Genomic DNA, 12,425 nt, shown 5'->3' with positions numbered 1-12,425 from the left:
TGGAATCATTACACTTATTGAAACGTCACCTGATCGATTCTCCCTTCCACCCGCATCTCCTCCCCGGAATACGAAACAATCCGGATTCCCTCTCCCACAAGGAGCAGCCTGCCATATTGTGTAAGCACGCAGAGGCGGCACGCATTATATTCCAGAATCCTGCGGTAATTTTCAATCTGCACTTCTCTCCCGCCGTAAAACGTCACAACCGGCTCACCAAAAGCAAGATCTGACGGAACCTGCATCGCCGAAAGCACCTCCCCGCCCGGCGGATGGAGTGATTTTTTCTGCTTTTTCTTTTTTCGCATCCAAAACCTCCTCCGCTTTGCGGGTCTGCTTTTTGTTCTATCGCTATTTTATGCAGAAAAAAGCACAAAAATACCCCGCAGCCGCTGGGGTTTCCTGCCCGATCAGGCTGCGGGGTTTCATTTCTCTTTTTTAAAAACATTTTTTGCAGGGTTCATACCCCTGGGCTTCTGCATTTTCTCTTGTCATCTGATATGCCCGATCCGGATTCATTCTGCCGCAGTTATTTTTGTTATGGTACTTCGATCCGGTCTCTGAAATCCACACGAGCTGTCCTCCATACGGATCCGATTCCTGCGGAGCTTCCGTTACCTGTGGTTCTTCGGCAGTCACTGCCGGCTGTGATTCTTCCGCTGCCTGCGTTTCAGCGGTTTCTTCCGCCGCAGCTTCTATGGTTGGCTCAGGTGTCGGCGTCTCGGTCGGGTCAGCCGTTGGAGTTGGGGTAGCAGTCGGCGTTGGTGTTTCGGTCGGTGTTGCTGTCGGCGTTGGTGTTGATGTTTCAGTCGGGGTCGGCGTCGCTTTTTTCGTCGGCGCTGCCGTAACGCTGACGGAAACAGACTCTGCAGATGCCTTCTGTGTTTCCTTACTGCTGTACGTCACAGGTGTCAGCGCACAGGCGGAAACCAGCAGCAACACAGGAAGCAGCACAGGAAGTGCTTTCGCCACATGAAACCGTTTCTTTATCGTATTCCAGGTAACCGGAAGCAAAAAGATTCCAAGCAGCAGCAGTGACAATGCATATGCCTTCTCCTCTTTCCAGTAACCGGCTCCCGCCAGCATCATCAGAATACCGAACAGATACCTGAGAAAATTTCCTGCCTTTCTCAGCATATTTCATTCCCCCTCTTGTGTATTTTCTGAATTTCTTACAGCGAAATCCTCTACTGTAAATACGTTTGAAAGAATGGAAAATTACATCACAGATTACGATTCTTTATAGAAAATCATGCTGAACCATATGACCATATGCTCACCGAGGTAATAATCCATCATGTTTTTTTCAATCAGGTTTGCAACAACGATGCCGTGGCTCTCGATGCATGGATGCATCAGTTCAAGATGGCGGCAGCCGCCTCTCGGGTAGGTACATTTATCGCAGAGCTGGCAGGAATCGGAGGAAAGGGCGAAGGTGAGCAGGGTTTTGTCTTTTAAATGCTGCTCGATTTCGCGTGTGATTTTTTCGTGCTCCGATTTTGTTTTTAATGTCTCATCCATATCCATGATGTTGTCCACTTCTGCGATGCTGGAGAAGAACAGAACGTGATCGTAGTTCATGCAACGCTCCTTACAGACTTCAACAGTGCCGACCGCCGGCGGGCAGGACCAGGAGGCTCCGTAGCGGGAGCACTCCTTTTTGCAGATCTGGCGGACCCGGTCATTGAATTCGATGTCCTCCGGTTTTACAAATGCATACTGATAGATAGGAAACTGGGTAATATATTCTTCGATTTCTGTCTGTGTCATTTTGTCATCCCTTCTCTTTTGTTACAGATCTTTTTCCAAAAAAGCAAATACCATATTCCAGTACGTCTGGAGCATGCGCCCTCTGGTTCCAAACAATTCATGCTTTGCGCCCGGTACTTTTACCATTTTTGCCATGCCGGGACGGCGTTCTGCCATTTTCCGGATCATCCGCTCCTGGGCACGGTTGGACACAAGATGATCGTTCTCCGCCTGAAATAAAAGGACAGGAGCCTCGATCCGTTTCCATCCGCTCCGCATCAGATCGCGGTACAGATGTGCGGCGGCATGGAGCCATCCGTAAGAAGCGGCATTTAGGTGATACAGCGGCTCTTTTTCCCGCTTCTGCTGGTAATAGAGAAAGCGCGGACGGGAGAGGGACGAACTTTGTTTAAAGCTTTCGATTCCCTGGTATGGTTTCTGTCCTACCACATACTGTGTGCCTCGTTCTGTGGCACAGGCAAAAGCTGCGATCCGTTTTGCATCGGCGAACGGCACTTTTCCGGTCAGCGGACGGATCATCGGCGAACTCAAGACCACTTTCCGGAACAGATGCGGCGCTTTGGCGGCCGCTGCTGCTGCGATTCCGCCGCCCATCGAGTGAGAATAGAGAACGAGCGGAAGACCGCATGCCTCTGCTTTTGCTTTTCGTGCAACAAAGAGCAGATCTTCTACATAACGATGGTAGGAATCGACATAAACAAGCGACGGATCCTCCACCAGACGGTAGCTCTTTCCGTGGCCGCAGTGTTCCGGCAGATAAACATGAAAATGCTCTTTGATAAAATAATACACGATCTCTTTATATTTCTCTGCATTTTCCGTAAAACCGTGTGAGATTACAACAACACCTCTCGGGCGGAATGCGCGGTAACGAAGAACATGAATCGGATGACCGCTCTCCCTTTCCCAGTAAAATTCTTCTGCATGAGCGGCGAGGTACGGCTCCACACCATTCTGCATCCGCTCCGCATAATTTTTTTCCTGTAATACGCGTGTTCTCATTAGCAAATCACCTGCTTTCATCCAGATACGAAAGGATATCCTGAAGATTGTCGATGGTACAGTCCGGTGTAACTTCAATTTTGTTCGGAAGATGATCCGGGTTGTACCAGCAGGTCAGGATTCCTGCATTTTTTCCGCCGCGGATATCACTTGTGAGGGAGTCGCCGACGATCACAACCTCATCCGGTGCATAACTTCCGATTTCGTTCCATACCGCATCAAAAAAAGCCTTCTGCGGCTTGTCCACACCGACCTGTTCCGAGATAAAAACGCCGTCCAGAAGCTGATCAAGCCCGGAAAAGCGGAGTTTACGCTCCTGTGCAACAGTGGTTCCATTTGTTACTGCATACTGTTTTACGGTAGCTTTCAGCTGTTTTACCAGTTCATCTCCGTGATCGCAGAAGAAAGCCTTATCGCCGAGGCGGATCTGATATTCATCATTGAATACCTTTACCTGATCCGTCGGCAGTCCTTCCGATTCAAAAAATTCATGGAACCGTCCAAGCATCACCTGTTCTCTCGTAAGCTCTCCCGTCTCCAGCCGCTCCCAGTAACCGCGGTTGATCACGCTGTAGCGCTGCAGCATTTCGTCCGTGCAGGTTCCCATATGAAACTTGTTGAAACAGTAATCAATTGCATATCGTTCCGACATCTTAAAATTCAGAAGTGTTCCGTCGATGTCCCACAAAATTACTTTTATCAAAGAGAAATCCTCCCTTGGTTTCATTTGTATTTTCCAATTATCTGTTTTTCATTCTAGCATAGATTACAAATACGATCAATTGTATTTTAGGCATTGTATCTTTTGAGAAAAAGTGCTACGATAAAAAAGAATTTCCGTGAAAAAGAAAAGGAAGAAGGAAGAAACACTATGAAATTTACTTATCCAGCCGTTTTTCATAAAACCGAACAGGGAACCTACGAAGGTTATTTTCCAGATCTCGCCTGCTGCTATGCAAAAGGGGATACCCTCGACGAGGCGCTGGAAGATGCCATTCACTCCGCCTATGACTGGATCTCTCTGGAACTGACGGAAGAAGAACCTGATTTTCCGCCGGTATCGGATGTGGCAGATCTCGGGAAAAGCGAAGGTGAAATTGCAAGAAATATTGCCGTCAACATCCGGCTTTTTGAGGGATGGGACGAATAAGTTCAAAAAAGAGAAAGAAAACCGTATTGCTGCGATATTCGAAACGCGGCGATACGGTTTTCTTTTTATCTCTTCCAGGTTTTCAGCATCTCTTTTTCTTCTTTGCTGATCCGCAGCGACTCTCTGATTTTCTGAATTGTTTTGTTATGTGTCCAGTCATCGAGACTGTTTTCTTTCAGCAGTTTCTGTGTCTTTTCCGGAAAATGAATATAACAGATCGATACTGCCCAGGCGACGGCCATTTTTACGTAATAGCCATCGTGATGAATCTTTTTCATCTCCTCCAGCACAGCATCGATATACGCTTCGTTGATAAAAAAGTCCAGCAGACACACAACACCAAACCGGATTTCATATTCCCGGCTGCTTTTCAGCCATTTCTGCAGATATCCATACCAATACTCCTGGTCTTTCTTCATAAAATGGCACGTTGCACAGGAGCTGTCACAGATTCCCCAGCTGTTGATCATCGGCACGAAGCGGTCCAGTTCTGCCGTCTGTTCTTCACGGGTCAGCTTTCCGTAGCCGATCATCATTCCGCGGATCAGAAGCTCCTCGTAGACTTCCGGATTAAACTGTTCGGTATAAACTTCATAGTGGTCTCTTGCTGTCGCTTTTGCAATCCGTCGCGAAACCAGAATGCGGACACCAAGAATCCGACAGTTCTGTCCCGGAACAAGAGAGCTGTGAAATTCCCGGTATTTTGCATCTATATTGCTTTCCAGTTCTGCCCGAATGGCCTGCATTACTTCCTGTTCCATATGATTCCCCCTCTCTTTTCTTTCTCTTTAAGATGTTTTACACGCTTTTTACAAATGTTTAACCCTGTTATTTCTGCACTTCTGATAAGATAAAATTAAAGTAAACGATAACATCCACCCTGCCAAATGCCAGATCTTTTCCGGCTGAAAGGTGAGTCTTATGAAAAAGAAATATACATTTTTTCAAAATATACCATTCCTGTGCAAATTTCAGAAGCAGCCAGCCCTTGCAGAAGAAGCGCCAGTTGTTTCCACAACGCTGTCTATTCCGTTTTCCGGACCCGCAGAAAGATCCTTATATTTTACCGAAAACCCGGATTTTACCGCTCCCTCTGCCGGTATCTATTCCCGTCGTTTTCCGGGAAGCCGGATCTTTCTATATTCCAGCGATCCCGAGCACGATCTTGCGGCAGTTCCATCCTCTCTTTTCGATGTGCTGCACCGCTATTTTGCCGTCCATTCACCGGATGATATCATTTTATGGAAAGATGGCATTCTCTCCTTCCAGACCATGGAAAATCAGCCGCAGCCGTTGACTGCTCTTTGTACACCGGATGATGCACGGGATTCCAAAATCATTCCGTTCCCCACACTGTCAGAACGGCAGCGCATTTCACAGTAACTGCTATTTAGCCAAACCAGCAGGAGTATGATGGAAAATACCCCTTTCCGTCATGCTCCATTTTTTACTTAATTCCGAGAATTCCACTAATCCGCTCTTTTGAAAGCCCCGCGCCGATTACAATCAGCACTTCCTGGCTCTCCGGCACTGCCTGGAATGTCATCTGTTCCCGCGTCGCATTGATTTCGCTCCACACAGTTTCGCCCGTCTTTACAATTCCTTTGATCCGAAATACATTGCCGCATGATGGATCCGCAAAGATTGCTTCTGCTGCCTTTTTCAGCGCTTCTTCCGTAATCTTCGGCTCCAGAAAGCAGAGCGAATCAAATGTCTGCTGCTCGCCGAAATCCAGCTTCCGGTAACCCTCCGAACGGTAACTGCATTCGGAGAGCATTTTGAAATCATCCTCTGTCAGATCATCCCAGTTTTTCTGTAAAATTTCTGCATCAGAAAACTGTCTTCTGCAGCCTGCCTGCTCGAGCGTGCGGTTCAGATGGGCAATCGTTTCTTCTTTCTTTTCCTCCGAAACATTCTGTACTTTGCTCAGCACGATTTTACCAGCGTTCGCCGCCTCGGAAGCCAGCAGATACTCTTCTTCCTCCGACAGCTTCTCATCGAGCCCGGCATCCAGAATCGTGATGACGCTTCCCGCCTCATACCAGCGGTTCAGCGGCTCGTCGTACAGCGTGTCAAAGAACTCATCCACATCGTAAATCCCCGACGGTTCCACGAGAATGCGGTCGTAGCCGCTCATGCCCATCGAGATCAGTTTCGTGCGGAACCGTCTGCGGTGTGTCTCTTTGTCGCATCCGCCGGAAATCATCTCCAGCTCGCACTGATCGCCGCGCAGTTCCTGCAGAAGCAGCATATCCACATTGACTGCCCCAAAATCATTCTCCAGGATGCCGATGTTCTTTCCCTGCGCCATCAGATACTTTGCGTACTGTTTCAAAAAAGTCGTCTTCCCTGAGCCAAGGAAGCCTGTAATCAGATCAATTTTAATCATTTCTGCTGTCCTTTCTGCTGTCTTTTTCCGTCTGCAGCCTGCGGAGCTTCGAACACTCTATTTTCGTCTGCGCTCTTTGCCGGTAAATGTATCGATGTCTATGCGCCATACGGCAACGCGCTCCACCATCTCCGGCAGAAAAGCGATCTTCGCCTCCGGTGCGATATGCGCCATGATTTTTCCCAGGCCTTTCTTCTTTGCCCCCGGATCTGTCACCTCCGTGATGGTTCCGTTTCCCATGATACTGCGGTACGCATAGGAATACGCACACGTATAGTCACCTGTAATCACTTCATGGTTGTAATCCATCTCCACCGCCACGCGCGGATCCGCTGCAAATGCAGCCGCCTTCCGCCCTTCTTTTGCCCCATGCAGGTACAGACAGACGTGAAGAGTTCCATCTTCTTCCCGGACATCATATCCATAATTCATCGGCACGATAAACATGCCTTCCTCATCCATCGCCCCGATCCGCACAACCTCGCAGCTTTCCAGAATTTCTCTTAAAATTTCAGGATCTGTAATCTCCCGCTTTTTTAAACGCATTTCACGCATCGCAATCACACCTCTCTTATTCGCAGCTATTTATGATATGGCTCCCCGCAGTTAATGCGGTAGCTCCGGTAAATCTGTTCCAGCAGAATAACCCGCATCAACTGATGCGGAAATGTCATTTTCGAAAAACTGAGCGCATAGTTCGAACGCTTCAGAACTTCCTCGCCAAGCCCTAAGGAACCGCCGATCACAAAAATAATATGGCTCGTTCCCTGCACGCCGAGCGTATCTATTTTCTGGGCCAGCTCCTCGGATGTGAGCTGTTTTCCCTTAATTTCCAATGTAATCAGATAAGCGTCATCCCGGATATATTTGAGAAGGCGCTCTGCTTCTTTATTTTTGATATTCGTCTCTACGGTTTCACTCGCGTTGTCCGGCGTTTTTTCATCCGCCACCTCGATAATTTCCAGCTTTGCATAGCGGCTGAGGCGCTTCGAATACTCGGCGATCGCATCCCGCAAATATTTCTCTTTGATTTTTCCTACTGTTAATATCGTAATTTTCATTCTGTAATCTTAAAACCCTTTCGGATATCTGTCAAAAACACCAAAAGCCATATAGATCACTTTTTGTCCGCGTCTATATGGCTTTTAGTTTAGAAAAGCAATGCCTTATGCATTTTTGCTTTTGATATACTCATCAATTCCTTTAGCTCCGGCTTTTCCGGCACCCATAGCAAGGATAACGGTTGCTGCACCTGTTACAGCGTCACCGCCGGCGTAAACGCCCTCTTTGCTGGTCTTTCCGGTTTCTTCCTCAGCTACGATACATTTTCTTCTATTGACATCCAGACCGTAGGTGGTGGAAGAAATCAGCGGGTTCGGGGAAGTACCAAGAGACATGATAACTTCGTCTACTTCAATTTCGAACTCAGATCCTGGAATCTCAACCGGTCTTCTTCTTCCGGAAGCGTCCGGCTCGCCAAGTTCCATACGGATGCAGCGGATACCGGTTACCCAGTCTTTGTCGTCGGTCAGAATTTCTACCGGGTTGGTCAGAAGGTCGAAGATGATACCTTCCTCTTTTGCATGATGAACTTCCTCTGCACGGGCCGGAAGCTCTGCCTCAGAACGACGGTAAATAACGTGTACCTCTGCGCCGAGACGAAGTGCGGTTCTTGCAGCGTCCATAGCTACGTTGCCGCCGCCGACTACAGCAACTTTCTTGCCGTGTGCGATCGGGGTATCGTAATCATCGCGGAATGCTTTCATCAGGTTGTTTCTGGTCAGGAACTCGTTTGCGGAGAATACGCCGTTTGCGTTCTCACCCGGGATTCCCATGAACATCGGAAGGCCTGCGCCGGAACCGATGAAGACTGCTTCAAATCCTTCATCTTTTAACAGCTCGTCGATGGTAACGGATTTTCCGATGATAACGTTGGTCTCAATTTTAACACCGAGAGATTTTACGTTCTCGATTTCAGCGGCAACTACTTTGTCTTTCGGAAGACGGAACTCCGGAATACCGTAGCTTAATACACCGCCGGCTTTGTGAAGTGCCTCGAAGATGGTTACATCGTAGCCAAGTTTTGCAAGGTCTCCTGCGCAGGTAAGACCTGCAGGGCCGGAACCGATAACCGCGATCTTGTGGCCGTTTTTCTCTGCTGCCGGAACCGGTTTGATACCGTTTTCTTTTGCCCAGTCAGCAACGAAACGCTCCAGTTTACCGATGGAAACAGCGTCGCCTTTGATTCCGCGGACACATTTGCCCTCGCACTGGCTCTCCTGCGGACATACACGGCCGCAGACTGCCGGGAGTGCACTGGACTCACCAATAATTTTGTATGCTTCCTCGAAGTTTCCTTCTTTTACCTGTGCAATGAATGCCGGAATGTTGATATTAACCGGGCATCCTGTGATACATTTTGCATTTTTACAGCCCAGGCAGCGCTGTGCTTCTTCTACTGCTTCGTCTTTGTTGTATCCAAGACATACCTCGTCAAAATTTGTGGCACGTACCTTCGGCTCCTGCTCACGTACCGGTACTCTGTTTAATCCCTTTGCCATTATTTGTCACCTCCGCACTGGCCGCATCCACCGTGATGGGTTGCGCCTTCCTGGTATCTTAAGAGAGCTCTTCCCTCTTCTGTCTTGTACATCTGCTGACGTTTCATAGCCAGGTCGAAGTCTACCAGATGACCGTCAAACTCCGGTCCGTCTACGCAGGCAAATTTTACTTCATTGCCTACCATTAGACGACAGGCACCGCACATACCGGTTCCGTCTACCATGATCGGGTTCATGCTGACAACGGTCGGGATGTTCAGTTCTTTTGTCAGAAGACATACGAATTTCATCATGATCATCGGTCCGATGGCAACACAGACATCATACTGTTTGCCCTGGTTCTGTACAAGGTCGCGGAGTACATCGGTACCCATACCTTTTCTTACGTAAGAACCATCGTCTGTGGTTATGTACAGATTGCTGACAGCAGACATTTCTTTCTCGAGAATAACGAGATCTTTTGTCTTTGCTCCGACAATGGCGTCAGCAGTGATTCCATGCTCATGCAGCCATTTTAACTGTGGGTAAACCGGTGCAGTTCCAACACCACCGGCTACGAATACGATCCGTTTTTTCTTCAGTTCTTCGATATCTTCGCTGCAGAACTCAGACGGCTGTCCCAGAGGTCCTACGAAATCCATGAAAGCATCTCCCGCTTTGAGATCTTTCATTTTTTTGGTAGATTCTCCGATCGGCATGAATACGATGGTGATAGTTCCTGCTTCTCTATCGTAATCACAAATGGTCAGAGGAATTCTTTCTCCTTCTTCATCTGCCTTGACAATAACAAACTGTCCAGGGAGGCAGTGCTGTGCTACTCGCGGTGCTTCTACTACCATACGGTAGATGTTATTCGCGAGCATTTCCGCTTCTTGAATCTTGTACATAATATCCTCCTAATCTTGTTAGAAATATTTTAACAAAAGCACGACTTGGATTTTCGCGCATTTTATGTTAATACTTTATCACGTTTCCGGTTATTTGTAAACAACGGACAACATCTTTTCCCATCATCCGTGTTCCTCCAGATAATTTTCGAACTGTTCCATGGACATCAGAACTTTTCTCGGCTTGGTTCCTTCCTCCGGTCCTACGACACCGGCATCCGCGAGCTGGTCCATGATTCTGGCCGCGCGGTTGAAACCGATTTTCAGCACTCTCTGGAGCATGCCGATCGATGCCTTATCTTTTTCGATGATAAATTTTCCGGCTTCCACGAAGTAATTATCGCGGTTATCTCCGCCGCCTGCGGCAGAACCGCCATCCAGGCTTACGGTGTGAATCCGTTTTTCGATATCCGGATCATAAGCGTTCTCGCCGTAGTGATCTTTTAAGTAGGCAACGACATCGCTGACCTCTTTATCCGAAACAAAGGATCCCTGCAGACGGGCCGGTTTCTGGTAATCCTGCGGCTTGTAGAGCATATCGCCTTTTCCAAGCAGTTTTTCCGCACCTCCCATGTCGAGGATCGTACGGGAATCTACGCTGGAAGAAACCGAGAATGCAATACGGGACGGCATATTTGCCTTGATAAGACCAGTGATGACATTGACGGAAGGTCTCTGTGTTGCAATAATCAGATGGATGCCGGCCGCACGGGCAAGCTGTGCCAGACGGCAGATCGCATCCTCCACTTCTCCCGGCGCAACCATCATCAGGTCGGCAAGCTCGTCCACGATAATGACGATCTGCGGCAGTTTTTCCGGTTTTTTGCCGTTTTCATCCGGCGGCAGCTCGGCAACTTTCGCATTGTAGCCTTTCATATCGCGCACGTTGAATTCCGCAAATTTGTTATAACGGTCTGTCATCTCCGCAACCGCCCAGTTCAGAGCTCCGGAAGCCTTTTTCGGGTCTGTGACAACAGGGATAAAAAGGTGCGGAATGCCGTTATAAACAGAAAGCTCAACGACCTTCGGGTCGATCATGATCAGTTTGACGTCTTCCGGTTTTGCCTTATAAATAATACTCATAATCAGCGTGTTGATGCAGACCGATTTACCGGAACCGGTCGCACCGGCGATCAGAAGATGAGGCATTTTCGCGATATCCGCGATGACTGGCTGACCGGCGATGTCTTTTCCGACAGCAAAGGCCAGATTCGAAGAAAAGTTCTTAAACTCCGGTGTTTCAAGAAGATCACGCAGCATCACGGCCGTGTTCGTCTTATTTGGAACCTCGATTCCGACTGCGGATTTTCCCGGGATCGGTGCCTCGATGCGGACATCTGCTGCTGCAAGACTCAGCTTGATATCGTCGGTCAATCCGACAATCCGGCTTACTTTCACGCCCTGTTCCGGCATCAGCTCATACCGTGTGACGGTCGGTCCGCAGCTTACGTTATTGACTGTAACTTTGACACCGAAGCTGTCCAGCGTCTCCTCCAGTTTCCGCGCTACTTCCCGCAGATGCGCATCGGAATCGCCCATGGCACCGCGCGTCCCTTTTTTCAGAAGATTCATCGGCGGTGTTTTGTACTCCGGCCGCTTTTCCTCTGCTTTTTTCCCGATTTCCTGACGAATGCCGTCTACATCCGCCTCGATCTCTTCACGGGAAGACCGCGGAATTCTCGTATGATCCGCAGACGTTTTCTCTTTTTTCGCCTCTTCTGCAGCTTGCCGTGTCATCTCCGGTTCTGTCTTTTCCGGCTCTTCAGCCGGCACAGAACCACGGTGAATCGAAAGCTCCGGCATCTCCATCTGATGGGTATCGTCGTTTTCGTTTAAATCGGCCTTCGATTCCACATGAGAAAGAAGGCGGGATTTCTTTTTCTTCCCGGCTTTTTTCGGTTCCTCCACTGGCTCAAGAATCAGCTCTTTTCCTTCCTCTTCCTCCATCGCAGCTTGGCGCGCCAGACGCTCCTGGCGGCGCTCCTCCGCCATCCGGCGGTGGTCATTCGTCTTTTCATGGATCGGCGCGAGAATCGGCTTCTGCGTCATCACGATCACGGAAATCACGATGGCGATCACAATAATCACCCACGCGCCGATCTGGCCGAATCCCATGCCGAGAATTTTCACGACAGACCCTCCTAAGATTCCTCCGCCGAGATGATCGTAGGCGCTGTCAAAATAGTAATCCAGAAATGTCGTATCTCTCGTATAGCCGGACGCCAGAAGCTGCATAAAAGCGCAGAAAAAGACGAAGCAGCTGATCGCTCCCCCGGTTTTCCGCACAATTAAAAAGTTCTGTCTGTTTGCTATGTAAAATGCTGTTCCAAAGAAGATCAGAACCGGTGCTGCCCACTCTGTCACGCCGAAAAGGCCGAAAAAGAAGTCGCAGACAGCCTGTCCGATCACGCCGCCCATACCGAAATTACTGAGCATCAGCAGAATCGAAACAGCAAGCACGGAAAGCAGAATAATTTCTGCGCGCACTCCCTCGTCCATCGGCTCACGGACTGTGTTTTTCCTTGTGCCGGAGGTACGTTTTGCGGTACTGCTCTTTTTCACCGTTGTTTTTCTGGCCGTTGTTTGGGTCTGTTTCTTTTTTGCTGTCCCGGAAGCAGAAGTTTTTTTCTTTGTCTTCCCGCTTCCCTTTGTTGTATTTGCCATGC

14 protein-coding genes are annotated in these 12,425 nt (G+C 48.7%); 2 read left to right on the top strand and 12 right to left on the bottom strand.

Features of this window, described 5'->3' with window-relative positions:
• Positions 1-14: 14 nt before the first annotated feature.
• The 5 genes from DWX26_RS04340 to DWX26_RS04320 all read right to left on the bottom strand — a co-directional run bounded on the left by DWX26_RS04340 (position 15) and on the right by DWX26_RS04320 (position 3,475).
• Complete coding sequence (locus DWX26_RS04340) at positions 15-308, bottom strand: YabP/YqfC family sporulation protein (RefSeq protein ID WP_055228187.1); 294 nt, start codon at positions 306-308, stop codon at positions 15-17.
• Positions 309-438: 130 nt separating this feature from the next.
• A complete protein-coding gene (locus tag DWX26_RS17480) occupies positions 439-1,137 on the bottom strand; it encodes a hypothetical protein (protein WP_195530618.1) in 699 nt (232 codons plus the stop codon).
• Positions 1,138-1,230: 93 nt separating this feature from the next.
• Entirely contained in the window at positions 1,231-1,770 is a 540-nt protein-coding gene (locus DWX26_RS04330; RefSeq protein WP_055217961.1) for a DUF2284 domain-containing protein, read from the bottom strand.
• Between the two features lie 21 nt (positions 1,771-1,791).
• The gene (locus tag DWX26_RS04325; protein WP_022462559.1) at positions 1,792-2,772 is read right to left on the bottom strand and encodes an alpha/beta fold hydrolase; all 981 of its coding nucleotides are present in this window, start codon (positions 2,770-2,772) and stop codon (positions 1,792-1,794) included.
• A gap of 7 nt (positions 2,773-2,779) precedes the next feature.
• Positions 2,780-3,475, bottom strand: coding sequence for a YjjG family noncanonical pyrimidine nucleotidase (locus DWX26_RS04320; RefSeq protein WP_158568525.1), 696 nt, complete (start codon positions 3,473-3,475; stop codon positions 2,780-2,782).
• A gap of 168 nt (positions 3,476-3,643) precedes the next feature.
• On the opposite strand from DWX26_RS04320, the gene DWX26_RS04315 reads away from it, so the two are divergent.
• A complete protein-coding gene (locus tag DWX26_RS04315; protein ID WP_055228190.1) occupies positions 3,644-3,922 on the top strand; it encodes a type II toxin-antitoxin system HicB family antitoxin in 279 nt (92 codons plus the stop codon).
• A 65-nt stretch (positions 3,923-3,987) separates the two neighbouring features.
• On the opposite strand, the gene DWX26_RS04310 is transcribed toward DWX26_RS04315, so the two are convergent.
• On the bottom strand, positions 3,988-4,683 hold the full coding sequence (locus DWX26_RS04310) for a DNA alkylation repair protein (RefSeq protein WP_117760305.1): 696 nt from the start codon (positions 4,681-4,683) through the stop codon (positions 3,988-3,990).
• 160 nt (positions 4,684-4,843) lie between these two features.
• Between DWX26_RS04310 and DWX26_RS04305 the strand changes: the two genes are divergently transcribed.
• Entirely contained in the window at positions 4,844-5,305 is a 462-nt protein-coding gene (locus DWX26_RS04305; RefSeq protein WP_117760306.1) for a hypothetical protein, read from the top strand.
• Positions 5,306-5,369: 64 nt separating this feature from the next.
• On the opposite strand, the gene DWX26_RS04300 is transcribed toward DWX26_RS04305, so the two are convergent.
• The 6 genes from DWX26_RS04300 to DWX26_RS04275 form a co-directional block, all read right to left on the bottom strand.
• Entirely contained in the window at positions 5,370-6,311 is a 942-nt protein-coding gene (locus tag DWX26_RS04300; protein ID WP_117760307.1) for a GTP-binding protein, read from the bottom strand.
• A 57-nt stretch (positions 6,312-6,368) separates the two neighbouring features.
• Positions 6,369-6,866, bottom strand: a complete 498-nt coding sequence (locus tag DWX26_RS04295; RefSeq protein ID WP_118600927.1) for a pyridoxamine 5'-phosphate oxidase family protein — start codon at positions 6,864-6,866, stop codon at positions 6,369-6,371.
• Positions 6,867-6,892: 26 nt separating this feature from the next.
• Positions 6,893-7,372: a 23S rRNA (pseudouridine(1915)-N(3))-methyltransferase RlmH gene (rlmH, locus tag DWX26_RS04290; protein WP_022462565.1), complete on the bottom strand. Its 480-nt coding sequence runs from the start codon at positions 7,370-7,372 to the stop codon at positions 6,893-6,895.
• A gap of 105 nt (positions 7,373-7,477) precedes the next feature.
• The gene (gltA, locus tag DWX26_RS04285; RefSeq protein ID WP_022462566.1) at positions 7,478-8,872 is read right to left on the bottom strand and encodes an NADPH-dependent glutamate synthase; all 1,395 of its coding nucleotides are present in this window, start codon (positions 8,870-8,872) and stop codon (positions 7,478-7,480) included.
• A complete protein-coding gene (locus DWX26_RS04280; protein ID WP_055217977.1) occupies positions 8,872-9,759 on the bottom strand; it encodes a sulfide/dihydroorotate dehydrogenase-like FAD/NAD-binding protein in 888 nt (295 codons plus the stop codon). The genes gltA and DWX26_RS04280 overlap by 1 nt, the downstream gene beginning before the upstream one ends.
• 123 nt (positions 9,760-9,882) lie before the next feature.
• Positions 9,883-12,423, bottom strand: a complete 2,541-nt coding sequence (locus DWX26_RS04275; RefSeq protein ID WP_118600926.1) for an FtsK/SpoIIIE family DNA translocase — start codon at positions 12,421-12,423, stop codon at positions 9,883-9,885.
• Positions 12,424-12,425: the final 2 nt, after the last annotated feature.

The organism is Blautia sp. AF19-1 (genome assembly GCF_003479155.1).
In the GTDB taxonomy this organism is placed as follows: Bacteria; Bacillota; Clostridia; order Lachnospirales; family Lachnospiraceae; genus Fusicatenibacter; species Fusicatenibacter saccharivorans.
The sequence above is the reverse complement of the archived record's forward strand: the minus strand, read 5'-3'. Positions and strand labels throughout refer to the sequence as shown.

Bases quoted from the DNA above. Each gene is read 5' to 3' on its own strand.
- DWX26_RS04340 (WP_055228187.1), bottom strand. From the start codon at position 308: ATGCGAAAAAAGAAAAAGCAGAAAAAATCACTCCATCCGCCGGGCGGG.
- DWX26_RS17480 (WP_195530618.1), bottom strand. From the start codon at position 1,137: ATGCTGAGAAAGGCAGGAAATTTTCTCAGGTATCTGTTCGGTATTCTG.
- DWX26_RS04330 (WP_055217961.1), bottom strand. From the start codon at position 1,770: ATGACACAGACAGAAATCGAAGAATATATTACCCAGTTTCCTATCTAT.
- DWX26_RS04325 (WP_022462559.1), bottom strand. From the start codon at position 2,772: ATGAGAACACGCGTATTACAGGAAAAAAATTATGCGGAGCGGATGCAG.
- DWX26_RS04315 (WP_055228190.1), top strand. From the start codon at position 3,644: ATGAAATTTACTTATCCAGCCGTTTTTCATAAAACCGAACAGGGAACC.
- DWX26_RS04310 (WP_117760305.1), bottom strand. From the start codon at position 4,683: ATGGAACAGGAAGTAATGCAGGCCATTCGGGCAGAACTGGAAAGCAAT.
- DWX26_RS04305 (WP_117760306.1), top strand. From the start codon at position 4,844: ATGAAAAAGAAATATACATTTTTTCAAAATATACCATTCCTGTGCAAA.
- DWX26_RS04300 (WP_117760307.1), bottom strand. From the start codon at position 6,311: ATGATTAAAATTGATCTGATTACAGGCTTCCTTGGCTCAGGGAAGACG.
- DWX26_RS04295 (WP_118600927.1), bottom strand. From the start codon at position 6,866: ATGCGTGAAATGCGTTTAAAAAAGCGGGAGATTACAGATCCTGAAATT.
- rlmH (WP_022462565.1), bottom strand. From the start codon at position 7,372: ATGAAAATTACGATATTAACAGTAGGAAAAATCAAAGAGAAATATTTG.
- gltA (WP_022462566.1), bottom strand. From the start codon at position 8,872: ATGGCAAAGGGATTAAACAGAGTACCGGTACGTGAGCAGGAGCCGAAG.
- DWX26_RS04280 (WP_055217977.1), bottom strand. From the start codon at position 9,759: ATGTACAAGATTCAAGAAGCGGAAATGCTCGCGAATAACATCTACCGT.
- DWX26_RS04275 (WP_118600926.1), bottom strand. From the start codon at position 12,423: ATGGCAAATACAACAAAGGGAAGCGGGAAGACAAAGAAAAAAACTTCT.